At 62.5% G+C, this 24,530-nt stretch carries 18 protein-coding genes; 12 read left to right on the top strand and 6 right to left on the bottom strand.

Annotation, left to right across the window (positions count from 1 at the left end; translation table 11 throughout):
* Positions 1-19 precede the first annotated feature (19 nt).
* The 3 genes from rfbD to argA are packed head-to-tail and all read right to left on the bottom strand — an operon-like array spanning position 20 to position 3,469.
* Entirely contained in the window at positions 20-991 is a 972-nt protein-coding gene (gene rfbD, locus VDP79_RS05000) for a dTDP-4-dehydrorhamnose reductase (RefSeq protein WP_323017129.1), read from the bottom strand.
* Entirely contained in the window at positions 991-2,082 is a 1,092-nt protein-coding gene (gene rfbB / locus VDP79_RS04995; RefSeq protein ID WP_323017128.1) for a dTDP-glucose 4,6-dehydratase, read from the bottom strand. The genes rfbD and rfbB overlap by 1 nt, the downstream gene beginning before the upstream one ends.
* Before the next feature lie 31 nt (positions 2,083-2,113).
* On the bottom strand, positions 2,114-3,469 hold the full coding sequence (argA, locus tag VDP79_RS04990) for an amino-acid N-acetyltransferase (protein WP_323017256.1): 1,356 nt from the start codon (positions 3,467-3,469) through the stop codon (positions 2,114-2,116).
* Positions 3,470-3,572: 103 nt separating this feature from the next.
* On the opposite strand from argA, the gene hrpA reads away from it, so the two are divergent.
* Genes hrpA through VDP79_RS04950 form a run of 8 tightly spaced genes read left to right on the top strand, consistent with a single transcriptional unit; the run spans position 3,573 to position 16,419 of the window.
* Entirely contained in the window at positions 3,573-7,430 is a 3,858-nt protein-coding gene (gene hrpA / locus VDP79_RS04985) for an ATP-dependent RNA helicase HrpA (RefSeq protein ID WP_416233050.1), read from the top strand.
* A 25-nt stretch (positions 7,431-7,455) separates the two neighbouring features.
* Positions 7,456-10,935, top strand: coding sequence for a DNA polymerase III subunit alpha (dnaE, locus tag VDP79_RS04980; RefSeq protein ID WP_323017127.1), 3,480 nt, complete (start codon positions 7,456-7,458; stop codon positions 10,933-10,935).
* The gene (locus VDP79_RS04975) at positions 10,932-11,705 is read left to right on the top strand and encodes a glycosyltransferase family 25 protein (RefSeq protein WP_323017126.1); all 774 of its coding nucleotides are present in this window, start codon (positions 10,932-10,934) and stop codon (positions 11,703-11,705) included. Before dnaE ends, VDP79_RS04975 begins: the two co-directional genes overlap by 4 nt.
* The gene (locus VDP79_RS04970) at positions 11,702-12,799 is read left to right on the top strand and encodes a glycosyltransferase family 4 protein (RefSeq protein ID WP_323017125.1); all 1,098 of its coding nucleotides are present in this window, start codon (positions 11,702-11,704) and stop codon (positions 12,797-12,799) included. Before VDP79_RS04975 ends, VDP79_RS04970 begins: the two co-directional genes overlap by 4 nt.
* A complete protein-coding gene (locus VDP79_RS04965; RefSeq protein WP_416233053.1) occupies positions 12,796-13,638 on the top strand; it encodes a polysaccharide deacetylase family protein in 843 nt (280 codons plus the stop codon). Before VDP79_RS04970 ends, VDP79_RS04965 begins: the two co-directional genes overlap by 4 nt.
* 45 nt (positions 13,639-13,683) lie before the next feature.
* Positions 13,684-14,430: a glycosyltransferase family 2 protein gene (locus VDP79_RS04960; RefSeq protein WP_323017123.1), complete on the top strand. Its 747-nt coding sequence runs from the start codon at positions 13,684-13,686 to the stop codon at positions 14,428-14,430.
* 55 nt (positions 14,431-14,485) lie between these two features.
* The gene (locus tag VDP79_RS04955) at positions 14,486-15,226 is read left to right on the top strand and encodes a polysaccharide deacetylase family protein (RefSeq protein WP_323017122.1); all 741 of its coding nucleotides are present in this window, start codon (positions 14,486-14,488) and stop codon (positions 15,224-15,226) included.
* A complete protein-coding gene (locus tag VDP79_RS04950; RefSeq protein ID WP_323017121.1) occupies positions 15,223-16,419 on the top strand; it encodes a glycosyltransferase family 4 protein in 1,197 nt (398 codons plus the stop codon). Before VDP79_RS04955 ends, VDP79_RS04950 begins: the two co-directional genes overlap by 4 nt.
* Before the next feature lie 22 nt (positions 16,420-16,441).
* Here the strand turns inward: VDP79_RS04950 and VDP79_RS04945 are convergent, their stop codons facing one another.
* Complete coding sequence (locus tag VDP79_RS04945) at positions 16,442-17,206, bottom strand: YdcF family protein (RefSeq protein WP_323017120.1); 765 nt, start codon at positions 17,204-17,206, stop codon at positions 16,442-16,444.
* Positions 17,203-18,120 (bottom strand): glycosyltransferase family 9 protein, encoded by a 918-nt coding sequence (locus VDP79_RS04940; protein ID WP_323017119.1) that lies wholly within the window; start codon positions 18,118-18,120, stop codon positions 17,203-17,205. The genes VDP79_RS04945 and VDP79_RS04940 overlap by 4 nt, the downstream gene beginning before the upstream one ends.
* 151 nt (positions 18,121-18,271) lie before the next feature.
* Here VDP79_RS04940 and msbA point away from each other — a divergent pair, with 151 nt between their 5' ends.
* From msbA to VDP79_RS04920, 4 genes are all read left to right on the top strand, one after another.
* Positions 18,272-20,089, top strand: a complete 1,818-nt coding sequence (gene msbA, locus VDP79_RS04935; RefSeq protein WP_323017118.1) for a lipid A export permease/ATP-binding protein MsbA — start codon at positions 18,272-18,274, stop codon at positions 20,087-20,089.
* A gap of 48 nt (positions 20,090-20,137) precedes the next feature.
* Positions 20,138-20,575, top strand: a complete 438-nt coding sequence (locus tag VDP79_RS04930) for a hypothetical protein (protein WP_323017117.1) — start codon at positions 20,138-20,140, stop codon at positions 20,573-20,575.
* 916 nt (positions 20,576-21,491) lie between these two features.
* Positions 21,492-21,959: a sulfatase-like hydrolase/transferase gene (locus VDP79_RS04925; protein ID WP_323017116.1), complete on the top strand. Its 468-nt coding sequence runs from the start codon at positions 21,492-21,494 to the stop codon at positions 21,957-21,959.
* A 27-nt stretch (positions 21,960-21,986) separates the two neighbouring features.
* A complete protein-coding gene (locus VDP79_RS04920; protein WP_323017115.1) occupies positions 21,987-22,211 on the top strand; it encodes a hypothetical protein in 225 nt (74 codons plus the stop codon).
* Between the two features lie 773 nt (positions 22,212-22,984).
* Here the strand turns inward: VDP79_RS04920 and rng are convergent.
* The gene (gene rng / locus VDP79_RS04915; RefSeq protein WP_323017114.1) at positions 22,985-24,460 is read right to left on the bottom strand and encodes a ribonuclease G; all 1,476 of its coding nucleotides are present in this window, start codon (positions 24,458-24,460) and stop codon (positions 22,985-22,987) included.
* Positions 24,461-24,530: the final 70 nt, after the last annotated feature.

The raw sequence follows: 24,530 nt of genomic DNA, 5'->3' as shown, positions 1-24,530 counted from the left end.
GTGCGCCAGCAGGCGCCCGTCAGAGGGGGCCGACAGGCGCATCGCGCCAGGTCCGTAGCACCTCGGCCAGGCCGGCGCGCCAGTCGCGTTCCAGCGGCCCCAGCAGCGTTTCCAGTCGTGCGCAGTCCAGGCGGCTGTTGGCAGGCCGGGGCTCGGGCGAGGGCCAGTCCTGCGACCGGATGGCCTCGACTGTTGGCAGGCGCGGGATCAGGCCGAGATCCAAGGCCTGGGTGAAGATTTCCTGGGCGAATCCATGCCAGCTGACCCAGGGGCTGCCCGAGAAATGATAGACGCCGCCCGGAATGCGCGAAGAAGGGGCGCCGGTCGCCATCTGCAGATCGTTCGGTGCGGCGCCGTGGGATTGCAAGACCAGCCGGTGCAGGACACCGGCCAGATGCCCCGCCCAGGTCGGGCCGCCGGTCTGGTCATGGATGACCCGCAGGTGGTCGTGTTGCGCGCCCAGGCGCAGCATGGTGCGCACGAAATTGCCGCCCCAGACGCTGAAGACCCAACTGGTGCGGACGATGATCGTGTCAGGTGCGGCTGCCAGGGCCGCCTGTTCGCCCAGCAGTTTGCTGCGCCCGTAGGTGTTCAGTGGATTGTGCGCGTCGGATTCGCGATAGGCGCGGTCCAGCGCACCGTCAAAGACATAGTCGGTGGACACGTGCAGCAGGCGGGCGCTGCGCGCTGCGCAGCAGCGGGCCAGCAGGCCGGGGGCGCGCGCGTTGACGGCCATCGCCGTGTCCATGTCGGTGGCGGCGCGATCCACCGCCGTGTAGGCGGCGGCATTGATCAGATAGTCGACCGGATGCGCATCCAGCCAGCGGTCCAGGGCCGCCGCGTCGGTGATGTCCAGCTCAGCCCGACTGACGAAGAGGTAGGCGGCGGGGCTCCGGTCCTGTGCGGCCAGGGCTTGCAAGGACCGGCCCAATTGGCCGTCCGCACCCGTCACCAGGATGCGCGGGCCGCAGGGCGCCATGGCGGCGGGCATCAGGCGGACGCAGCCTGATCCGAGGCGGTCGCGTTCAGCCCCAGGCGCTGCCGCTGGTAGCTGCCGTCCTGGACTCGGCGGCACCAGTCGCGGTGACCCAGATACCATTGCACCGTCTTGCGCAGCCCGCTGGCAAAGGTTTCCTGGGGTGTCCAGTTCAGTTCGCGCTGGATCTTGCCTGAGTCGATGGCGTAGCGCAGATCGTGTCCGGGGCGGTCGGCGACGTGCGTGATCAGGTCCGCATAGCGCTGGATGCCTGCCGGGTGCTGCGGCGCCAGTTCTTCCAGCAAGCTGCAGATCATCTGGACGACGTCGATGTTGCGCTGTTCGTTATGGCCGCCGACGTTGTAGGTGTCGCCGGGCACACCCGATTCGAGCACGCGCAGCAGCGCACGTGCGTGGTCTTCGACGTAGAGCCAGTCGCGGACTTGCAGCCCCTGGCCATAGACCGGCAGCGGCTTGCCTTCCAGGGCGTTCAGGATCACCAGAGGGATCAGTTTTTCCGGGAAGTGATAAGGGCCGTAATTGTTCGAGCAGTTCGTCACCAGCACCGGCAGGCCATAGGTGCGGTGCCAGGCGCGCACCAGATGGTCGGACCCCGCCTTGCTGGCGGAGTAGGGCGAGCTGGGGGCGTAGGCGGTGGCTTCCGTGAACAACGCGCCGGTGTCCGCCAGATCGCCGTAGACCTCGTCGGTTGAAATATGATGAAAACGGAAGGCTTGCTGGGCGTCGGCATCCAGGCCGTTCCAGTAACGGCGGACGGCTTCCAGCAGGGTGTAGGTGCCGACCAGATTCGTCTGGACAAAGGCGGCCGGCCCGTCGATGGAACGGTCCACGTGCGATTCCGCCGCCAGATGCATGACCGCATCGGGCTGGTGCAGGGCCAGCGCGCGGTCAAGCCCCGCTGCATCACAGATATCCAGATGCTCAAAGGCGTAGCGGGGGTCGTCGGCAACCGGCGCCAGGGATTCCAGATTGCCGGCGTAGGTCAAGGCATCGACGTTGACGACATGGTGGCGGGTGCCGGTGATCAGGTGGCGGATCAAGGCGGAGCCGATGAATCCGGCGCCGCCGGTGACGAGGATTTTCATGCCGGATTCCTGTAGAGCGTGATGCCGGGTGTCACAGCCGTTTGATGAATACCAGGCTGTTGCGCGAATGGTTGTAGTGCGCCCGTTTTTCGTGGGGCAGGTCGGATACCCCGCCCTGTACGAAGCCGCGCTTCAGGAACCAGTGCGAGGTGCGGGTCGTCAGGACGAACAGGCGGCGTGCGCCGTGGCTGCGCGCCGTGGTTTCGGCATGGCGCAGCAATTTTTCACCGTCGCCTGTGCCTTGCCATTCGGGATGCACGATCAGACAGGCCATTTCCGCCATGCCGTCGTTCGCGTAGGGGATGACGGACACGCAGCCGTAGATGACGCCGTCGTGTTCCAGCACCGTGAATTTTTCCACGTCGCGTTCGATCACGGCGCGGCCACGCGGCACCAGCGTGCCATCGGCTTCCAGCGGTTCGATCAGCTGCACGATAGCGCCGACGTCGTCGGCCAGGGCGGGGCGCAGGTCTTCCAGAGTGTCTTCCACCACCATGGTGCCGACCCCGTCGTGGGTGAAGATTTCCAGCAGGATGCTGCCGTCCAGGGTGTAGGGCACCAGATGGGCGCGCGCCACGCCGCGCTTGACCGCCAGCGAGGCATGGCCCAGAAAGGCGCTGGTGTCCTCGTCCAGCACGTTTTGCGCCAGCAGATCGTCGGCGTCCTTGCGCGCCAGTTCCGTATCCACCGAGCCGTCGGTTTCCGTGACAGTGCGGTTTTGCGTCAGGAAGATCAGCTTTTCCGCCCGCAAGGCGACGGCGGCATTGGTGGCCAGGTCTTCCATGGCCAGATTGAAGGCTTCGCCGGTGGGGGAAAAACCCAGAGGGGACAAGAGCACGATGGCGCCCTGGCTGATGACGTTGTGCATGGCATCCACGTCCAGCTTGCGCACCGTGCCGGCCCGTTTGTAGTCCACCCCGTCGATCACACCCACCGGCCGGGCGGTGACGAAATTGCCGGAGATGACACGGATCTTGGCGTGCGACATGGGCGTGTTGGGCAGGCCCTGGCTGAAAGCAGCCTCGATGTCCAGGCGGATTTCGCCGGCGGCTTCCTTGGCGCATTCCAGGGCTTCCGGGGTCGTGGGTTCCGTGCCTCGGCCGAACTGCGTCGTATAACCTTTCAGGCGCAGCTGTTCGTTGACCTGCGGACGGGAACCGTGGACCAGCACCAGTTTGATACCCAGGGCGGACAGCAGCGACAGGTCCGCCACCAGGGCTTCCAGGCCGCCGTCTTCGATCAGTTCCCCGCCCAGCGCCACGACAAAGGTCTTGCCGCGAAAATCGTGCACATAGGGGGCGACCTCGCGAAACCAGCGCACGAACTGTGCGGGGGCGAATTCCGGGGCGTCCTGGGCGGAATAGGTGTCGATCTCGGGTGAATTCATGGCAGGTGACAGGGACATCGCTAGGGGGAACCTCGAAATTATAATAAGGGATTGGCCCCCGATTTCAGTGTATGGGCCGACTTCATCCCCGGAACTCTTCGTTTTGCCAGAAAAAACATCGCCAGCCCTTGTGCCGCCATCCCGTCCCGCCCGGCGCAGCGCCCGTCAGGGGCCGCCGCGTCATGCGCCTGCAGGCGCCGGGGACCGCCCCCTGCCTGCCATCGTCTATCCCGAAGACTTGCCTGTCAGCGCCTGCCGCCAGGAAATTGCCAAGGCGATCACGGACCATCAAGTCGTCATTGTCTGCGGCGAGACCGGTTCGGGCAAGACCACGCAGTTGCCCAAGATCTGCCTGGAATTGGGCCGAGGCCGCCAGGGCATGATCGGGCATACGCAGCCGCGCCGCCTGGCAGCGACCTCCGTGGCGCAGCGGGTGGCCGAGGAACTGCGCACCGAGCTGGGCGACTGGGTGGGTTATCAGATCCGTTTTGGCGAGCGCGCCGGGCCGGCGACCGCCATCAAACTGATGACCGACGGCATCCTGCTGGCGGAAACCCAGCGGGATCCGCTGTTGCGCCGCTATGACACGCTGATCATAGACGAGGCGCACGAACGCAGTCTGAACATCGATTTTCTGCTGGGCTTCCTGAGGCGTCTGCTGGCGCGCCGCCGGGATCTGAAACTGATCATCACCTCGGCCACGATCGATGCGGCGCGCTTTGCGCAGCACTTTGCGTCCGGCAGCGAGCCGGCGCCGGTCATCCAGGTGTCGGGCCGTCTGTTTCCCGTTGAACTTCGGTATCGCCCTGTGCAGCCGGATGCGCCTGCTGACGAGGCGCAGACGCCGGGCCGAGGCGATGAGGAACGCGATCTGGTCGATGCCGTGGCGGACGGCGTCGATGAATGCGCCCGCCACGGCCCCGGCGACGTGCTGGTCTTTTTGCCAGGCGAGCGGGAAATCCGCGAATGCGCCGAGGCCCTGCGCAAGCGCCACCCCGCCGGCGCCTTGGTATTGCCTCTGTATGCCCGCCTGTCGCGGGCCGAGCAGGAGCAGATATTTCATCCGCGCAGCAATGTCCGGCGCATCGTCTTGGCGACCAATGTGGCGGAAACGTCCCTGACGGTGCCCGGCATCCGCTACGTCGTGGATAGCGGCCTGGCCCGCATCAAGCGTTATTCCTGGCGCAGCAAGGTTGAGCAACTGCGCATCGAGCCCATCAGCCAGGCATCGGCCAATCAGCGGGCGGGGCGCTGCGGGCGGCTGGGGCCGGGGGTCTGCATCCGGCTCTATGCCGAACAGGATTTCAAGCAGCGGCCCGCCTTCACCGACCCGGAAATTTTGCGTTCATCGCTGGCCGCCGTCATCTTGCGCATGAAGGCGTTGCGCCTGGATGACGTGGAGGCCTTTCCTTTTGTCGAGCCGCCCACCGGCCGGGCGATTGCCGATGGCTATCAGCTGTTGCAGGAACTGGGGGCGCTGGATGAGCAGAATCGCCTGACCCCGGTCGGACGGGTGCTGGCCAAGCTGCCGGTGGACCCCCGCGTGGCCCGGATGATCTTTGCGGCGCACGAGCAGCAGTGCCTGACGGAAATACTGGTCATTGCGTCCGCCCTGTCCATCCAGGACCCGCGTGACCGGCCCATGCAGGCCCGCGAGGCCGCCGACAATGCGCATGCCCAGTTTCGCGACAAGCAGTCTGAATTCCTGTCCTGGCTGAAATTATGGGATTGGTACGGCGAGCAGGTCGCCCATAAAGCGTCGCAGCGCAAGCTGGTGGACCAGATCCGCGCGAAATTCCTGTCGCCCGTGCGCTTGCGTGAATGGCACGACACGCACGTGCAGTTGCTGACCCTGGCCAGAGAGCAGGGCTGGCGCTTGAACCAGACGCCGGCCACCCGGGAGCAGATCCACCTGGCCTTGCTGGCCGGTTTGCTGGGCAATATCGGCATGAAAGCCGATGACGCCAGCCTGTATCAGGGTGCGCGCGACATCCGCTTCGCCATTCACCCGGGTTCGCCGCTGCAGAAAAAAGCCGGCCGCTGGGTGCTGGCTGCCGAACTGGTGGAAACGACACGTCTGTATGCCCGGTGCGTGGCCCAGATTGAGCCGGCCTGGATCGAGCGGGCGGGCGCTCACCTGTTGAAGCGCGCCTGGTCCGATCCGCGCTGGGAGAAAAAAGCCGGCCAGGTGGTGGCCAACGAACGCGGTACCGTTCATGGCCTGCCGGTCTACACGGGGCGCCGCGTGCACTACGGCCGTATCGACTCCAAGGCGGCCCGAGAGATCTTCATCCGTGATGCGCTGGTGCCGGGCGATATCGACAGCAAGCTGCCCTTCATCGCGCATAACCGCCGCCTGATCGCGTCCATCGAGCGGCTGGAACATCAAAGCCGCCGCCCGGATATTCTGGTGGATGACGCCCTGATTCAGGCTTTCTATGATCAGCAGATTCCAGCCGACATCAGTCAGACGGCGACGCTGGAAGCCTGGTTCGGCACGCTCGATGCCCAGGCGGCCCAGCGCCTGAATCTGAAGCGCGACGATCTGATGCAGCACGACGCGGCGGGCGTCACCACGGAAGTCTTTCCCCGCCGCCTGCTGTGGGCGGGCGCGGAACTGGCGGTGGACTACCATTTCGAACCCGGTTCGGCTCGTGATGGCATGACGCTGACGGTGCCGCTGTTCGCTTTGAACCAGATCGATGCCGCCCGCTGTGAATGGCTGGTGCCCGGCATGCTCAAGGAAAAGGTGCAATTGCTGTTGAAATCCCTGCCGCAAAAATTACGCCGCCATTGCGTGCCGCTGCCCGACTACGCGGCCGGTTTCCATGAGCGCTGGTTCGAACGTGCGGCAGATCCGGGCATGGGGTTGCTGGATGCCATCATCCAGGACGTCTGGGATCAGTGCCAGGTGCGGCCGGCGCCCACCGACTTCAAGCTGGAAACCCTGCCGCCGCATCTGTTCATGAATTTCAAGGTCATCGACGAGCATGGCCGCATGCTGTCCGGAGGCCGCAGCCTGGATCAACTGCGGGCCGAGCATGGCCGCCAGGCACAGGCATCCTTTCAGCAGGTCGCAGCACGGGATCGGGATGCCGCGCTGGTGCTCGAACATGAAAACCTGACGGCCTGGACGTTCGGCGCCTTGCCGGAATTGCTGGAAATCCACCGAGGCGGTCAGGCGCTGGTCGGCTATCCCGCCCTGCGCGACCGGGGAGAATCCTGCGACCTGGATGTGTTCGATGATCCGTTAGAAGCCCGCCGGGTCCATGCCGGCGGCTTGCGGCGCCTGTTTCGCCTGGCGCTGCGCGAGCAGGTCCGCTATCTGGACAAAAATCTGCCGGAACTCACCCGCATGGCCATGTGGTACATGGATCTGGGTACGCAGCAGGAATTGCGCGATCAGCTGGTTGATGTCGCCGTGGATCAGGCCTGTCTGATGGATCCCTGGCCTGAAGACGCCGAGGCCTTCGCCGCGCGCTGCGAGACTGGGCGGGCGCGCCTGGGCCTGCTGGCTCAGGAACTGGCCCGGCTGGCGGCTCTCATCTTGCAGGAACGGGCGGCGCTGCTGAAAAAATTGCCCCTGGCCAAGCCGTGGCCGTCGGCTCAGCAGGACATCCGCCAGCAGCTCGATGCCTTGATCGGGCGTCATTTCGTGCGCGACACGCCGCCGGATCAGCTGAAGCACATGCCGCGCTACTTGAAGGCCGCCCAGATGCGTATCGACAAATTGCGGGAAGATCCGGCCAGGGATGCACGTTTGGTGGCCGAGATGGCGCCTTTGGTCGCCCCTTGGCAGCGGGCGCGCGCCGCCCTGAAGGGCGCCCCGGATGCGCAGCTGGATGCCTTTCGCTGGCAGCTGGAAGAATTGCGCGTCGCCCTGTTTGCGCAGACGCTGCGCACCCCGTTTCCTGTTTCGGTCAAGCGCCTGCAAAAGGCCTGGTCCGCCATGCAGCGTTAGCCTTCCTGTTCAGTACAATCCCCGCATGACGACGTCTTCAGCATCTCCTTCCTTCGTACACTTGCGCAGCCACTCCGAGTTTTCGGTGGTGGACGGCATCGCCCGGATTCCCGATCTGGTCAAGCGCGCCAAGGCTTTCGGTCAGCCGGCCATGGCCCTGACGGACCTGGCCAATCTGTTCGCCTGGATCAAGTTCTACAAGGCGGCGCGCAAGGCGGGGGTCAAGCCGATTGCGGGTTGCGATGTCTGGCTGCAGAACCCGGATGATGACGACAAGCCCTTTCGCGCCCTGTTGCTGGCGACGAACCACACCGCCTATCTGGATTTGTGCGAACTGCTCAGCCGCGCCTGGACGGAAAACAGCCAGCGCGGGCGGGCCGAATTACGCCGTGAATGGTTATCTGGAAAAAGCGGTCTGATCGTGCTGTCAGGCGGCCGGGCGGGCGACGTCGGTCATGCGCTGGAAGCGGGGCGGACGGACGAAGCGCAGCGCCTGGCCCGCCAGTGGGCGGCGGATTTCCCCGGCAGCTATTTCATCGAACTGCAGCGTGCCGGATTTGATGGCGATGAAACCTATGTCCAGGCCGCCTTGCGGGTGGCGGCGGCTTGCGATGTGCCGGTCGTGGCGACCCATCCCATCCAGTTCATCGAGCCCGAGGACTTCCGCGCTCACGAGGCCCGGGTGTGTATCGCTGATGGTGAGCTGCTGGGCAACCCTCGTCGGGCCAAGCGCTTCACCCCAGATCAATACATGCCCGACAGCGACGAGATGGCCCGGCGGTTTGCCGATGTGCCCTCGGCGCTGGCCAATACCGTGCAGATCGCCCGGCGTTGCAATCTGACCTTGACGCTGGGGCATCCCGAATTACCGCTGTTCCCGACTCCTGATGGCGTGTCGCTGGACGATTACATGGTGCAGCTGTCCAACGAAGGCCTGCAGCGCCGCATGGTGCAGTTGTATCCGGATGCGCAAGAGCGCGCCCGCCAGATGCCCGCTTATCAGGATCGCCTGGATCTGGAATGCAAAACCATCGTCGATATGGGGTTTCCAGGCTATTTCCTGATCGTGCAGGACTTCATCAACTGGGGCAAGGGCCACGGCGTGCCGGTCGGCCCCGGACGAGGCTCGGGGGCAGGGTCGCTGGTGGCCTACAGCCTGGGGATCACGGATCTGGATCCTTTGCGCTACGACTTGCTGTTCGAACGTTTCCTGAATCCGGAACGCGTGTCCATGCCCGACTTCGACGTGGATTTCTGCCAGGACAATCGCGAACGCGTCATCGAATACGTCAAGGAAAAATACGGCCGTGATGCCGTCAGTCAGATTGCGACCTTCGGCACCCTGGGGGCCAAGGCCGTCGTGCGCGACGTGGGGCGGGTGCTGGAGATGCCCTACAGCGTCTGCGACAACCTGTCGAAGATGATTCCTTTCAATCCGGCCGACCCCTGGTCGCTGGATCGCACGCTGGAAAATGAACCGGCCTTCCGCGAACGCTACGACACGGACGAGGAAATCCATGCCCTGATCGACCTGGCCAGGCCGCTGGAAGGGCTGACGCGCAACATCGGCATGCACGCGGGTGGCGTGATCATCGCGCGGGGCAAGCTTACCGACTACACGCCCTTGTATTGCCAGCCGGGCAGCGAATCCAGCGTGGTGTCGCAGTACGACAAGGGCGACGTCGAAGACGTCGGCCTGGTGAAGTTCGACTTCCTGGGACTGCGCAACCTGACCATTCTGGATTGGGCGGTGCGCTACGTGCGCGAATTCAATCCCGGCATGCAGGATTTCGACATCATGAGCCTGCCGCTCGATGATGCAGAAACCTATGCCTTGCTGTCGTCGGCCAATACCACCGCTGTCTTCCAGCTGGAATCGCGGGGCATGAAAGAGCTGCTGAAAAGCATGCAGCCCAATACGTTTGAAGACGTGATCGCCTTGCTGGCGCTGTTTCGCCCCGGCCCGCTGGAATCGGGCATGGTGGTTGATTTCGTCAATCGCAAGCATGGCCGCGCGGACGTGGATTATTTCCACCCGGACCTGGAATCCGTGCTCAAGAGCACCTATGGCGTCATCGTCTACCAGGAACAGGTGATGCTGATTTCGCAGATCATCGGCGGCTATTCCCTGGGCGGCGCCGACTTGCTGCGCCGCGCCATGGGCAAGAAAAAGCCCGAGGAAATGGCCAAGCACCGGGTGGTCTTCCAGGAAGGCGCCGTCAAGAAAGGCTACGACGCCGATCTGGCGGCCCATCTGTTCGACCTGATGGAAAAATTTGCGGGCTACGGTTTCAACAAAAGCCATTCCGCCGCCTATGCCTTGATTTCCTATCAGACCGCCTGGCTGAAGCGCTATCATCCGGCGGAATTTCTGGCAGCCACCATGCTGTCGGATATGGACGATACCGATAAAGTCCAGGTGTTCTGGCGCGATGCTGTCGCCAATGGCGTGGCCGTGCTGCCGCCCGATGTCAATGCTTCGGGCTACCGTTTTGCGCCGGTGGCCGATGAGGCCACTGCCAAGGGTCAGCCGCCGCGCACGATCCGCTACGGCCTGGGAGGGGTCAAGGGGACGGGGCAGGCCGCGGTCGAGGCCATCCTTGCCGCGCGGGATGCGGACGGCCCCTTTGCCAGCCTGTTTGATTTCTGCGCCCGGGTGGATCGTCATTCCGTGAACCGTCGCACCATCGAGGCCCTGATTCGCGCCGGCGCGTTCGATACCTTGGAAGAAAATCGGGCGGCTTTGCTGGAAACCCTGGGCAGCGCCGTCGAAGCGGCTGAACAGGCCGAACGCAATGCCAATCAGGGGGCGCTGTTTGCCGATGAGTCGGACCAGTTGGTCGCCGGCGAGCTGGCGCGGGTCACGCCTTGGGATCTGCAGACCTACCTGACCGAGGAAAAAACCGCCCTGGGGTTTTATTTCAGCGGCCATTTGTTCGATGCCTGGCGCGACGAGATCCGCCGCGTGGCGCCTACGCCGCTGGCGCGCCTGGCGCCTGCGCGCGGTCCGCAGTGGCTGGCTGGCGTGCTGGCCGCCGTGCGTCCGCGCATGACCCGGCGCGGCAAGATGCTGTATGCCTTGCTGGACGACGGCACCGCTCAGATCGAAATCGCGATTTTCAACGAACTCTATGAACAATATCGGAACAGCCTGAAGGAAGACCGCCCCCTGGTCATCCAGGGCAGGGTCAGCCACGACGACTATTCCGGGGGGCTGCGAGTGTCGGCAGATGAACTGTATGATTTGCAGCGCATCCGTGAAACCCGCGCTCGCAGCCTGCGCCTGTCGGTGCCCGCAACGCTGGAGCCGGCTCGATTGCAGGAACTGCTGGGCCCCTGGCGCTCTGCCGAATCAGGCGTGCCGGTTGAATTACGCCTGAGCCGACCGGATTTTTCCTGCCTGCTGCGCCTGGGCGACGACTGGCGTGTGCGCATGGATGACGCGCTGATCGCCGGCGCGCGGCAATGGCTGTCCTATGATCAGGTCGAGGTCTACTACGGATGAACACATTCCCGATTCGCATCATCAGCCTGGCGTCCCGGCCTGATCGGCGGCAGCAGATCGCCGCGCAGTTCGACCGGCTGGGGGTGTCAGGCTATAGCTTTCTGGATGCCGTCAATGGCAAGCAGCAGCCGGACCATCCCTTGTTCGTGCATTACGATCCTGTGGCTAGGGCCCGTGTCAAAGGGCGTGGCCGCGATCTGAAGCCGTCCCAGCTGGGTTGCTTTGCCAGCCATTATCTTTTGTGGCAGGAATGCGCTGCATCCGGCAAGCCGCTGATCGTGGTCGAAGACGATGCGATTCTGAAGGACAATTTTCCCGAGATGCTGGCGCATGCGCAGGCACTGTCGCAGGCCTGGCCGTTTATCTGGCTGCATGAATATGACCTGCCTGGTCGCAATCCATCCATGGTGGTGGGTAGCATCGGCCCCTTTACACTGACCCGCAAACTCAAGAAGCACACCTGCTCGGTGGCGTATCTGCTGAATCCGTCAGGGGCTGCTGCTTTATTGAAGTATTGCCAAGCCTGGGTCTATCCCTTGGATGACACAGTTTTTCGTTTTTACGAACATGGTGTAGAAAATATTGTGCTGCAACCGGCATGCGTGGCTCAGGATCATGAGTCTCCGTCGGATATCACGGGTGCTGATACAGCCAGTCCGCTGTCTCTGCGGGATAAGGCCCGACGAGAGGCCTACAAGCTCAGGGACACATTATGGCGCCTGTTGCATAACGTGCGGTTTCGCATCCGCCATGGACGCGCGGCCTCATGAAGCCCTTGCGTATCGTCCATGCCGAAGCCGCCACGGGGTTCGCCGGTCAAGAACGCTACATCTTCCGCTTGATGTCTGCGCTGCGTGATCGGGGGCATCACGTCCAGGCGATTTGCCAGCCGCATGCCCGCTTGGCCGACGAATTGCGCAAGGCCGGTTTTCAGGTCGATACCTTGTATATGGACGGCGCCTGGAATCATCTGAAGGGTCTGCCTTATCTGGTGCGTTTGCTGCGCCAAGGGGCGTTTGACGTCCTCAATACGCATAGCCGTCGCGAAACCTTGCTGGTCGGCGCCGCCGCCAGGCTGGCGGGCATTCCCCTGATCGTGCGCACCCGTCATCTGGCCAAACCGGTGGGTTCTTTGCTGGCTTACACCGGGGTACCCAAGCGGGTCATCGCCCCCAGTGCGTTCGTGCGCCAGCATCTGATCGACCGGGGGGTGGCTCCGGCCCATGTGGCAGTTGTGCCGCCCGCAGTGGATTTTCCCGATCCCATGCCGGTCCCCGTTCTTCGAGCCGAATTGGGTTTGGATGCGGATGCCGTCGTCGTGGGCAGTGTCGGGGTGCTGCGCAAGGAAAAAGGCCACGAGCAATTGATCCAGGCCATGCAGCCTCTGTTCGAGCGTCATCCGAACCTGCACCTGGTAATCGTTGGTGGCGGGGATGCCGCGTTGACGGCACTGCGTACCCAGATCGCTGCAGCTGGTCTGGAGACGTGTATCCACCTGTTGGGCACGCGTTCCGACGTGCCAGCGCTGCTGCCGGATGTTGATGTCTTCGCGCTGGCGACGCATATCGAGGCATCGGGGACTGCATTCGTAGAGGCGGGGGCTGCGGGCGTGCCGGTCATTGGCACCCGGGTGGGTGGCGTGCCGGAAATGATGCGCGAGGGTGACAGCGGCCTGCTGGTGCCCTTGTTTGACATCCCCGCTTTGACTCAGGCGCTTGAGCGCTTAATCACCGACCCTGATCTGCGACAGCGCATGGGCCGCGCCGGGCGGCGCTATTGCCTGGAAGAGGGCCGTTTTACGCGGGCTGCGCTGGGTGAGCGAACCGAGTCCTGTTACCGTCGATGGCTCGAGGAGCTTACCTGATGGCCGCTGACATTGTGCCCGTCCTGATGTATCACCATGTTCGCCCCGGTGGCGGCATGATCGCGACGACTCCCGAACATTTCGAGGATCAGCTGCGCTGGTTCGCCCGGCGCGGCTACCGGAGTCTGAGCACGGCAGAGTTCCTCCACCACCTGCAACAGGGTGGAGCGCCGCGCCGGTCGATGCTGATCACTTTTGACGACGGCTATCTGGACAACTGGGTCTATGCCGCGCCTTTGTTGCGTCGCTATGGCATGCAGGCGACGGTGTTCATCGTCACAGGCTGGGTTGGCCAAGGCCCCGTCCGGCCACAGTTGACGGATGGCGAGCGGTTGCCTGACACGCCGGAACATCGGGAATGCGAACGCCGCATCGACCAGGGACGGGCCGACGAAGTCATTCTGCGTTGGTCGGAAATCCTGGCGCTGCGCGAACAGGGCGTCATGGAATTTCATAGTCATACTCATACCCATACCCGCTGGGATCAGCTGGATGCGGCTGCAAAAAATACGCATATGCGCGCAGAACTGACGCAGTCTCGGGGTTGCCTGCAGCAGCACCTGGGCGAGGTGTCCGATCAGTTGTGCTGGCCACAGGGCTATTTTGACGAGGATTACGTGCGCATCGCCCAGGAGACCGGCTTCCGCTACCTGTACACAACGCGCGCGTTTGGCCGAAATCGCCAGGGGACCGATCCGGCCTCCATCTTTCGCTTTGCCGTGCGTGATACCAGCGGCGCTTCCCTGGGGCGGCGCGTCCGCGTTGCAGCCCATCCGGTGCTGGCGCCCGTCTTCAATGGCTGGAAACGCTGGAAGCGGGGGCAGCACTATGGGGACTGAGGGTTTTTCGATCGCATGGCGCTTGCCGCAACAGGTGTTCCGCTCATGAAGCTGTCCGTCATCGTCATCACCAAGAACGAGGCCGGGCATATTGGCGCTTGTCTGGATTCCGTCGCCTTTGCCGATGAGATCATCGTGGTGGATTCCGGCAGCACGGATGCCACCTGCGATCTGGCGCGTCAACATGGCGCGCGCGTGATCGTCACCGAAGATTGGCCGGGTTTCGGGCCGCAGAAAAATCGTGCGCTGGACCTGGTGACTGGCGACTGGGTCTTGTCCATTGACGCCGATGAGCGAGTGACGCCGGAACTGGCGTTGTCGATCCAGGCGGTCCTACAGGCGCCCGATGCCGATGCCTACCGCATCGCCCGCTTGTCGACGTTCTGCGGCCGTTGGATCCGTCATAGCGGCTGGTGGCCGGACTATGTCGTGCGCTTGTTTCGGCGGGATGCAGGGCGTTTCACGGGCGCCACTGTGCATGAACGGGTTCAAGTCCGGGGCCGCACTGACACGCTGGAGGGGCATTTTCTGCACTATCCCTATGCCAGCCTGGAAGTCTTCATCGACAAGATCAACCGCTATTCCACTGAAGCGGCTCGCGGCGCCTTCGAGCAAGGGCGCCGCACCAGTCTGCTGGGTCCTTTCGGACATGCCGCGTGGACCTTCATCCGGCATTACCTGTTGCGGCGCGGTTTTCTGGATGGTTGGCAGGGTCTGGTGCTGGCCGGAATGGCGGCAACGGGCAGCTTTTACCGCTACGTGAAGCTCTATCATCTTGGGCGCACTCGGTGAGCGGGCAGGCGTCTGCATACCGCCCGGCGGGGCAAGGGGCCGATATAATTCGCCCATGATCCCCATCCTCATGTACCACCAGATCGGCGAACCCGCAGCACGGGGCACCCCCTATCGGGGCTTGACCGTCCATTCCCGGGATTTCCGGCGCCAGATGGTCTGGCTGCGCCGCCTGGGCTATCGGGGTCTGTCGATGGCGCAACTGATGCCCTATCTGCGCGGTGAAAAACAAGGCAAGGTCTTTGGCCTGACCTTTGATGACGGCTATCAGAATGTGCTGGACCATGCCGTGCCGATCATGGAAGACTGCGGCTTTCATGCGACCAATTATTTCGTCGTCCGGCAATTGGGGGGCTCCAATGTATGGGACCACCCCGAGGGCGTGCCCGCCTCGGCCTTGATGGATGCCCAGGGGCTGCGGGACTGGGTCGCAGCAGGACACGAAGCAGGTTCTCATACGCTGAATCACCCCGTGCTGCCGCGCCTGTCCCCCGAACTGGCCTTGAATGAAATCCGTGATTCCCGGGATGCGCTGGAACAGATCACGGGCGCGCCGGTCAAGGCCTTTTGTTATCCCTACGGAAAGTTCACACCCGCCCTGGCCGATTGCGTGCGGGATGCCGGGTATGAAAATGCCACCACGACTGCCCGTGGCCTGGCGCGGCAGCCAGACGATCTCTATGCCTTGCCCAGGGTGGCGGTTGCGCGTTCCACCACCCTGCTGCGGTTCCTGCAAAAATGCCTGACCCGTCTGGAAGACAGTAAGCGCCGGCAGCAGGAACGGAGCGCAGCATGAGCACGCGTGCTGCGCCCGTGGTGCATGAACCGTCCGGGACCGGGCTGTCCATCGCTTTTGTCGTCGATCGCTTCGGCAGCCGCTTTGGCGGGGCGGAAGCCTATGGTGTGGCCTTGATGCGGGAATTCGTTGCCGCGGGGCATCGCATCACGGTATTCGCACGGGAATACGATCCCGCTTGTGACTTGCGGCTGTCGTTTCGGCTGATCCGGATCAGCCGCCGCTGGCCTAACTGGATTCGTAGCTGGCTGTTCGCGCGGCAGGCGGCGCGGATGACTCACCAGGGTTTCGACATCGTCCATTCCCACATGAACGGCTGGTGCGGAGATATCGAGGTCGTGCATGTCACCCCGGTCCGTTATCGTTGGCGGGTGCAGGCCATGGGTCGCGTCAAACGCGGACTGTCCTATATCAGCCCCAGGGTGCAGACCTATCTTGGACTGGAGGCCCGTCGAGTCGCACCGCAACCCGCGCATCGGGTGGTGGCGGTGTCCCAGCTGATTGCCCGCCAGTTGGGCCAGGCCTATGCCATGGCCGAACCGGATATCCCCGTGATTCCTCCAGGCGTATCGGTCGAGCCTCCTGTGTCGGCGGATCAGCGGCGGCAGAGCCGTCAGGCATTGGGACTGCCTGCGCAAGGCACTCTGTGTTTGCTGGTGGCGCGCAACCCCATGCGCAAAGGCCTGCCCACTGTGTTGGCCGCCTTGCAGAACTTGCCCGATGATGTCCTGCTGCTGGTGGTCGGGGCGAATGCCGCGTCGCGCGACTATGTCGCTCGTGCGCCGGAATCCGTGCGCATGCGGGTGCATCTGGTCTCTGAGACCTCCCGGGTGGCGCCGTACTACCAGGCGGCTGATCTGTATGTGCATCCGACCTTGAATGACAGTTTCGGCATGGCGCCCCTGGAAGCCATGTCTTTCGGCCTGCCGGTGATTCTCAGTCCGGTTCCTTGGTGTGGTTTCGCTCAGTACGTCGAGGCGGACAAGGATGCTCTGGTGCTCAGCCACCCCGAAAGAGCAGACGAACTGGCGCAGGCCATCGAGCGCCTGCGTTCGGATGCCGCCTTGCGTGAGCGGCTGCAGGCCGGCATGCGGACGGTGTTGGCGCGTCATGCCTGGCCCGAGGTCTCCCGGCAGTACCTGGCGCTGTATGCAGACATTCTGCGAGAACGCCAGACGTTGCTCGACCAGTGACCCTGAGCCGTTTTTTAGGGGCTTAAACCCAGCCGCGTACCCAGTACACCAGCAGTCCCAGATATTCCTTGACGATTGAACGGCTGGCGTTCAGCGCGCGCAGATCCGGCAGCCAGAAAGAGAAATCCGGCTCGTCAGGCACCACGATCTGGGCGGGCGATGGTGCTGCAATCGGCGCCAGACCTTGCTTCTGGAAGCTGGCCATGGCGCGGGGCATGTGCAGCGCCGACGTCACCAATAGAAAACGTTGAATCTGGTGCTCTCGCAGCACTTTGGCGGTATAGACCGCATTCTGATGCGTGGTCAGACTGTGGTCTTCCTGGATGATGGCGGCGCTTGGCACGCCATTGTGCTCCAGCGCCGAGGCCATCATGCGGGCCTCGCTCACGCCGCCGTCCAGGGCGGCCCCGGATACGATGATCAGCGGTGCGCGCCCGGCGGCATACAGGCGGGCGGCGGTGTCCGTGCGCAGGACAGTGTTTTGGGGATCGTAGGATTCGAACCAGTTCTGCCGGCCATTGGCTGTGTTGCCGCCCAGCACCACGATGGCCTGGGCAGTGGGCAGGGTGGCGGCGGGCGCGTGCGGATAGCGTTGTTCCAGCAGGCCGCCGGCCCATAAGGAAGTGGTCGGAAGGGACCAGAATACTGTCCAGGCCAGGGCGCCGATCGAGATGACGGCGGCGGTCTTGCGCCAGCGTGCAATGAATAGGATGACAGCCAGAACCAGCAGCGTAACGGAAAGGTTCAGGGGGATGACCAGATTAGCCAGAAATTCGGACACACTCATGCGGCAGGGGGGATATTCATTTGTTCCAGTGCTTGATCCAGGACGTCAGGAGCGCTGGGCCAGGCGTTCAGGCGCCCCAGGCGCAGTGCCTGATTTGACCAGGGGCCGGTGCGGTGCGGGTCGGTGACGCCGAACAGGGTGATCTGGCGGGCATGGGCGGCGGCGGCCAGGTGCGATACCCCTGAATCATTGCAGATGACCAGGCTGGCCAGCCGGGTCAGGGCGGCAAAGGCCCCCAAGCCCAGCGGGGGCAACAGCTGTGCGGTCGGAGCGGCGGCTTGCGCCGCCTGCTGTTCAGTGGCCGGGGGCGCCATGGCCACGGTGATTCCGCGCGCCTGCAATGAACGGGTCAGGCTGTCGAAGCCCGTCCATGCTTTGATGCGGCCTTTGTGCAGCCCTGTGGCAGTGGGGGCGATCAATACAAAGGCATCCCGGTTTAGCCCGGCTTGCGCCAGCACCTGGGATGCCTGGATGTCGTGGGTCGCTGCTGCCTGCCAGCGCAGTTCTTCGGCAGGTTCCGGCGTCGTCACCGGCAATTGCCATTGCGTCAGCGCGTAGCGGGTCAGGTAGTGCCATGATTGCACGGCATGCAGCGTCGCGGCGGGTTTGCGGCAGGGCCAGCGCAGGATCAGGCTGCGTCCGTCGTCCCGGTAGCCAGCGCAGGGAATGCCGGCAAAGCGGAAGGCCAGTGCGCTGGACAGCGAATCCGGCAGCAGCAGCCCCAGGGGCCGGCCGGGTGCGGATTGTTTCAGGTGGCGGCGCACGGCGACCCGGTCCGCCCGCCAGGAGGGCCCCTGGATCGGCACGAAACCGGCTAGCGGGTAGGCCGCCAGCAGGTCCTGAGCCCAAGGGCGAGCGCACACGACGACAGGGAATCCCGTCCCCAACAGGGTATCCAGGCTGGGGAGGCTCATGCAGACGTCACCCACCCAATTGGGCAGTCGTACGTAGAGGGTGGGTCGGGTAGCTGGTGTCAACGCGGGGGCTCCGGCGGCCCGCTGCGGAAATCCATGGCTGGCGGGCTAAAATGCGTGATTCACGACAGTATATAAGAGAGTGTGCCGGTTGAAACCCCATCCCGATCAGGCTACTGACAGCCGCCCCGTACGGCGGGAACTGTGGCGCCAGATTTACATCCGTCTGGGCAAGGACTGGAAAGTCGGTCTGCTGGCATTGCTGCTGCTCAGCGTGGCATCCGCGACCCAGCCTCTGCTGGCCGTCATCATGAAGCCTTTGCTGGACGAAGGTTTTACCGGCGCCCAGCCTTCCTACATCTGGTCGATCCCCTTGGCGGTCGTGGGCATCATGCTGGTGCGCGGCGTCACCACGTTCCTGGGCACCTATCTGATGTCCTGGGTCGCGAACAATATGCTGCTGGGTTTGCGCCACGATATGTTCGAGCATCTGCTGGGCATGTCCGATGACACCTTCCGCTCCCGCGACCGCGGGCGCTTGTTGAATCGCTTCACGATCGATGCAGGCAACGTCAGCGGCCTGTCCACGGAAGTCATTCGCGTCATCGTGCGCGAATCGCTGACGGTCGTCGCCTTGCTGGCCGTGCTGCTGTACATGTCCTGGCAGTTGACGCTGATCGTGCTCGTCATGTTGCCGCTGTCTGTATTGACGGGCCGGTATTTCGTGCGCCGCCTGCGCCGCATCAATCGCGACACCATCAATATGAATGCGGAGCTGACTCGCGTCGTGTCAGAAGGCATCGCGGGTCAGCGCGTCGTCAAACTTTTCGATGGTTATGCCCGTGAACGCGAGCGCTTTGGCTATGTCAATGCACGCCTGCGGCGTTTTGCCATGCGGGCGGCCAGCGCCGATTCGGCCATGTCGCCGATTTCGCAATTCTTTGTGGCGCTGTCCGTCGCCATCGTGGTGGCGGTCGCCTTGTATCAGGCCAACCATCAGGGTCTGACGGTCGGCAGCTTTGCGGCCTTCATGGCGGCGCTGGGTCAGATCTTTGATCCGCTCAAGCGCCTGACCAATATTGCAGGCGCCGCCCAGCGCATGCTGGTGTCGGCGGAAAGCGTATTCACCTTGATCGACGAGCCGGTCGAGTCCGATACCGGCACACAAGAAGTCGCCGGGCGTTTTGCCGGACAGATCGCTTTCCAGGCCGTCACGCATCGTTTCCCGGACGCATCGCGCGACACGCTGGATGCCGTGACCTTTTCCGTGCAGTCTGGTCAGACCGTCGCCCTGGTGGGGCGCTCGGGCAGCGGCAAGACTACGCTGGTCAATATGCTGCCCCGCTTTATCGAGCCCAGCAGCGGGCAGATCCTGATCGATGGCGTCGATGTGCGGGAATTCCGCCTCAACGCCTTGCGGGCGCAGCTGTCTTTGGTCAGTCAGGATGTCGTCCTGTTCGAAGGCAGCATTGCCGACAACGTGGCCTACGGGATACAGGGAGATCTGCCCGAGGCCCGGATTCGTGCTGCCCTGGAAGCCGCCAGCCTCTGGGATTTCGTCGAGAGCCTGCCGGAAGGCATCCATACCCAGGTCGGCAACAATGCCAACGCCCTGTCAGGGGGGCAACGCCAGCGCCTGGCTATCGCCAGAGCCTTGATCAAGGATGCGCCCATCCTGATTCTGGACGAGGCGACCTCCGCCCTGGACAACGAGGCAGAGCGCCAGGTGCAGGCATCGCTGGAACGTCTGATGGCTGGACGCACCACACTGGTCATTGCCCACCGGCTCAGCACTGTGCAAAGAGCGGATCGCATCATCGTGCTGGATCAGGGGCGGATCGCAGAATCCGGCACGCACACCGATCTGTTGGCGCAGGGCGGCTTATATGCTTCTTTATATCAACTGCAGTTCCGGGATGATGTCCTCGATACGCCTGACCGCGCAGCGGGCGAAGCCGTCGATGCGTAGCCTGATCCCTTTCTCTTGAGTCCTTGAATCTGTTTGCGGGAGCATCCGATGAAAACGATTTACCTTCTGGCATCCCTGGCCGTGCTGTCCGCCTGCGCCAGCCAGCCGCGCGGCCTGACCGTCAATGAACTGGAAACGTCGTCCTATCAGGTAACGGAACGTCGCCGCCTGCCCATCGACTTTCCCGCCGTGCAACAGAACCTGTTTCGCCATGCTGCTGCCTGCGGGCAGACCTATACCTTCGAGATGGTACCCAACGAATCGTCCTTTGGCCGTGTGGTGTACCGCCCGACGCCGGATGCCGGTTGGGACCGCAGCATCGTGCTCAGCCTGACCCTGCTGCACAACCGCACCATCAACGTCAAGGCCTATAGCTACTACTCCGGCCAGATGGATCGGGTGCATGAGATGCTGACGGCCATGATGAAGCCGGAACTCTGCCAGGCGGACAGCAGCTGGGAAAACAAGATGGATGTGGGGGAGTAAAACACTGCGCAGGCATGATGTTTCATTGTGTTAGCATTGCTAACTTTTACCATTCCTTCATCATTCATGCGCCCTTTGTTATTAGCAGGATTCGTCTTTCTGGCGATTTTTTGCTGGATTCGCCATCGCCATTTACTTGCTACTGCGTCTTTGGCTTTGGGGCTGTTATTCAGTTTGTATTACAAGTCGGTCCGCTTTTGGATGGATGGCTTGGGGTCGGACTCCTTTCTCGAGGCGCAGAATTTTGAGTGGCATGAGGCCTGGTTTTATATCAAGTCCGTCGTGGCGGTCTTACGGCCTCTAAGATTTGGGGCGCTGCTTGAAACGTTTGGCTTGACCTTGCTGATTGTGCTGGGTCTGTATGGTCTTTGGCGATTCGCGGTTATGCAGCCGACTGGCTGGTTGTGCCGCATGGTTGGGGGAAGATCATCTGCTCACAAGTGGGTGAAGTACCTAGGGGTGCTGTTTGTTCTGATTCCCGTTGTCTCTCAGGCATATCGTGCTTATTCGCGGTTCGAGTCCAATTCCTCGGTCTACGAGGCATTGTCCATAATTTCACGCACCCGATGCTGCTTATCAAACACGCAGCATCGGACCCCATCAGATGCGGGTGATTGTCTATATCGGTGAGTCGACCTCATTGATGCAGTGGGGGCTGTTTGGATATCCGCGCGCTACTTCGGTGGAATTGGAGGATTTTGCGAAGCGGAATGTAGGCTTGATCGCGTTTGATCGTGTGCAGTCTACTCATCTCATACCTCGCTTAGCTTATTGGAAGCCCTTAGTTTTGGTGTGGACGCGAAAAGGACTACCTGCCCATCACCGAACGGCGGCGCATCTCACTGGTAGATGTACTTGATCGCTTGTCTATTCCTACGCTGTTCTCAGTAATCAGTGGGCAACGGGGGCTTCTAACATGGCGGGGTCTGTTGTGTTCAAGCACCTGTCTCAAGTCGAGTATGTCCGTGATAACGGTCTGATTGGAGAGCAGGCCTGGAGCCAAGTCTCTTTTGACGAAGATCATTTCAAGACGGCAGTGCAGCGGTTTCAGGAGTTTGCTCCTCGGGGACCTGGCGTTTTATTCCTGCATTCTTATGCGGGACATGGGGATTATCTGTTCAATATTCCCGAGTCGGCACGTCGTCCGGTCGATGCCAGGTTTGATGGGGTATCTCGTGTTGCCGCTTTTGGTGCGCTGGTGGGCAGTGATGCATCAGTTCAGTTGGCGGATCAAGGATACGATAGCGCCATGCGGTACGTGAGCCTTAGCCTGAGCGACGTCATGACGCAGGCGAAGGGCTCTGATATGCCGACTGTTGTGATCTATTTTTCGGATCATGGAGAGTCACCTTATGGTGACTTCGGGCACATTCTCCCGGTTTAGTCATGAAATGGTGCGAATTCCCTTTTTATGTACTTCAACGATGCAGCTCGGGACGCCTCGCCTGATGTGTATCAGCGGTTTGTGCAGGCGGCACTGGATCATCAAAAGAGCACTTTGGCGCAGTTGCCAGCTACGGTGTTGCGGCTGTTGGGCTATCAAATCTCTCCACTGCTCACGGTTATGCAGGCATTGGACTGGATCCGGTTGATACACTGGTGCCCGTTATCGTTCGTCGGCTGGGGCAGCGTGTGACATATATCCGTAGTCATGGAGGGCAGCGCGAGAGTCGAGAGTACGCCGAAGATGTGACTGATCCGGCCACGGCAATGTGGTTGAACCGTCGGCTGGAAAACCAAACGACTCCCACCGAGGCACCAGCGCTGTGTTATGGCGACGTCAACACTTGGCCAAGGCCGCTCGTGGCTCTATTGTGGCGGACTGTCTAGAGATACCATTGGGTCTGAACCAGGGAACTTTAGATGCAACGCCCATCGTCACGTCAAAAGGCCTGGGTGGGTGCTGGATGCAGTGGCTGATATTGCTGCACGTCGCCAGCAAATCTTCACTGGATGGTAGCGCATTATCTGGGGGCGAAACATGCGCAGCTGATCCTCGTGGGTAGCTGCTCGTACCGCACGACTCTCCCGCGTCAACAGCCCCCCAGAGGCGGCTCTCAGCTCATTGTCAGTGGTGCTGGAGCCGATTCAGCTGCCTGCAGGCAGTTGGCAGCGCAGTCCGTGATTGTGGTGCTGAGAGTGCCGTCGGATGTTCAGCAGGATAGTAGCGATTCAAACATTGTTGCATCGCGTGCGCTCTCTGGGAAAGGCTCGGATCGTGCTGAGTCATATACCGTCTTTAAAGATTTGGCGGAATTTTCGCCGCAAAAAATTGGGTCTGGATGGTGCTCTCTGAGAGCCTACCCTGGCGTAGCCGGCGCTGGCGGATGGCATGTATGCCAGTGAGCCTAAGGTGCTAACGATGCGGACGGAGTGGGATCGAACTCACGTTAGCGAACTAGTGCCAGCCTACAGCAGCACCAGATCGTACTGTTCCTGCCCGTAGCTGGCTTCCACCGCCAGCGAAATCGGCTTGCCGACAAAATCGCCCAGCATCGCCAGGTGCTGGCTTTCTTCTTCCAGGAACAAATCGATCACTGTCTGGGACGCTACGATGCGGAATTCCTTGGGGTCGAACTGGCGGGCCTCGCGCAGGATTTCCCGCAGAATCTCATAGCACAGCGTGCGGGCCGTGCGCACCGATCCCCGGGACTGGCAGGTCGGGCAGGGTTCGCACAGCTGGTGGGCCAGGGAGTCCCGGGTGCGCTTGCGCGTCATTTCCACCAATCCCAACTGACTGAAGCCACTGACCGTCACGCGGGTACGGTCCGGCGCCAATGCCTTGTGCAACTCGGCCAGAACCGATGCCTGATGTCCGGCATCATCCATATCGATGAAATCCAGCACGATGATGCCGCCCAGGTTGCGCAGGCGCAGCTGCCGGGCGATCGCCACGGCGGCTTCCAGATTGGTCTTGAAGATCGTGTCGTCGAAATTGCGTCCGCCCACATAGCCGCCGGTATTGACGTCCACGGTCGTCAACGCTTCGGTCTGGTCGATGATCAGGTAGCCGCCGGACTTCAGGTCCACGCGCCGCGACAGGGCGCGCGCGATTTCCTCATCCACGTTGGCGGTGTCGAACAAGGGCCGGTTGCTGCTGTAGTGATGGATGCGCTCTACAACGGATGGGGTATAGCGCTGCGCCCAGGCGATCAGCTCCTGGGAAACCGTCCGGGAATCCACTGTGATGCTGCCCGTGTCCGGGGTGACCATGTCACGCAGCACCCGCTGGGCCAGGGTCAGTTCGGTGTAGACGGGGGATGGCGCCGGCGCCTGCTTGACCCGATCCTGGATATTGGCCCAGAGCGTGCGCAGGTAGTGGATGTCCGCGTCCAGCTCTTCGTCGCTGGCGCCCTCGGCCTGGGTGCGCACGATGAAACCGCCGGGCTCGTCGGTCGGGCGCAGCGCCAGGATGCGTTCGCGCAGGGCTTCGCGCTCGGCTTCCGCGCCGATACGCTGCGAGACACCGATATGAGGCTCATGCGGCAGATAGACCAGCATGCGCCCGGCGATGCTGATGTGGGTGGCCAGACGAGCGCCTTTGGTGCCGATGGGGTCTTTGATGACCTGCACCAGCAGCGGCTGGCCTTCGAACAGCAGTTTCTCGATGGGGGTCGGGGGAGTGTGTTCCCCCGCACTGCGCATATGGCGATTCTGCCGCAGATCGGCGACATGGATGAAGGCTGCGCGTTCTTGACCGATATCGACGAAAGCGCTTTGCATGCCCGGCAGCACCCGCACCACGCGTCCCAGGTATAGATTGCCGACGTGTCCGCGCTGGATGCTGCGTTCTATATGAAGCTCTTGTGCGATGCCCTGGGCGGTAAGGGCCACACGGGTTTCAAAAGGGGTGACGTTGATCAGTATGTCTTCGTTAAGGGGCATGAATGGGCAGCCTGTTTGTTCTTGTGTGTGAGGGATTCCTCCTTGGACTGTATCACCATCAACTATTTTT

Origin of the sequence: Castellaniella sp. (assembly GCF_034675905.1) — a bacterium.
Taxonomy (GTDB): Bacteria; Pseudomonadota; Gammaproteobacteria; order Burkholderiales; family Burkholderiaceae_B; genus Castellaniella.
This window is presented reverse-complemented; position numbering and strand designations above follow the sequence as displayed.

What these genes read in the sequence shown, in the direction of transcription:
- VDP79_RS04925 (WP_323017116.1), top strand. Translation starts at nt 21,492, where the DNA reads ATGGCGGGGTCTGTTGTGTTCAAGCACCTGTCTCAAGTCGAGTATGTC.
- VDP79_RS04945 (WP_323017120.1), bottom strand. Translation starts at nt 17,206, where the DNA reads ATGAGTGTGTCCGAATTTCTGGCTAATCTGGTCATCCCCCTGAACCTT.
- VDP79_RS04950 (WP_323017121.1), top strand. Translation starts at nt 15,223, where the DNA reads ATGAGCACGCGTGCTGCGCCCGTGGTGCATGAACCGTCCGGGACCGGG.
- rfbB (WP_323017128.1), bottom strand. Translation starts at nt 2,082, where the DNA reads ATGAAAATCCTCGTCACCGGCGGCGCCGGATTCATCGGCTCCGCCTTG.
- dnaE (WP_323017127.1), top strand. Translation starts at nt 7,456, where the DNA reads ATGACGACGTCTTCAGCATCTCCTTCCTTCGTACACTTGCGCAGCCAC.
- VDP79_RS04920 (WP_323017115.1), top strand. Translation starts at nt 21,987, where the DNA reads ATGTACTTCAACGATGCAGCTCGGGACGCCTCGCCTGATGTGTATCAG.
- argA (WP_323017256.1), bottom strand. Translation starts at nt 3,469, where the DNA reads ATGAATTCACCCGAGATCGACACCTATTCCGCCCAGGACGCCCCGGAA.
- VDP79_RS04940 (WP_323017119.1), bottom strand. Translation starts at nt 18,120, where the DNA reads ATGAGCCTCCCCAGCCTGGATACCCTGTTGGGGACGGGATTCCCTGTC.
- VDP79_RS04970 (WP_323017125.1), top strand. Translation starts at nt 11,702, where the DNA reads ATGAAGCCCTTGCGTATCGTCCATGCCGAAGCCGCCACGGGGTTCGCC.
- VDP79_RS04930 (WP_323017117.1), top strand. Translation starts at nt 20,138, where the DNA reads ATGAAAACGATTTACCTTCTGGCATCCCTGGCCGTGCTGTCCGCCTGC.
- VDP79_RS04975 (WP_323017126.1), top strand. Translation starts at nt 10,932, where the DNA reads ATGAACACATTCCCGATTCGCATCATCAGCCTGGCGTCCCGGCCTGAT.
- VDP79_RS04955 (WP_323017122.1), top strand. Translation starts at nt 14,486, where the DNA reads ATGATCCCCATCCTCATGTACCACCAGATCGGCGAACCCGCAGCACGG.
- VDP79_RS04960 (WP_323017123.1), top strand. Translation starts at nt 13,684, where the DNA reads ATGAAGCTGTCCGTCATCGTCATCACCAAGAACGAGGCCGGGCATATT.
- rng (WP_323017114.1), bottom strand. Translation starts at nt 24,460, where the DNA reads ATGCCCCTTAACGAAGACATACTGATCAACGTCACCCCTTTTGAAACC.
- rfbD (WP_323017129.1), bottom strand. Translation starts at nt 991, where the DNA reads ATGCCCGCCGCCATGGCGCCCTGCGGCCCGCGCATCCTGGTGACGGGT.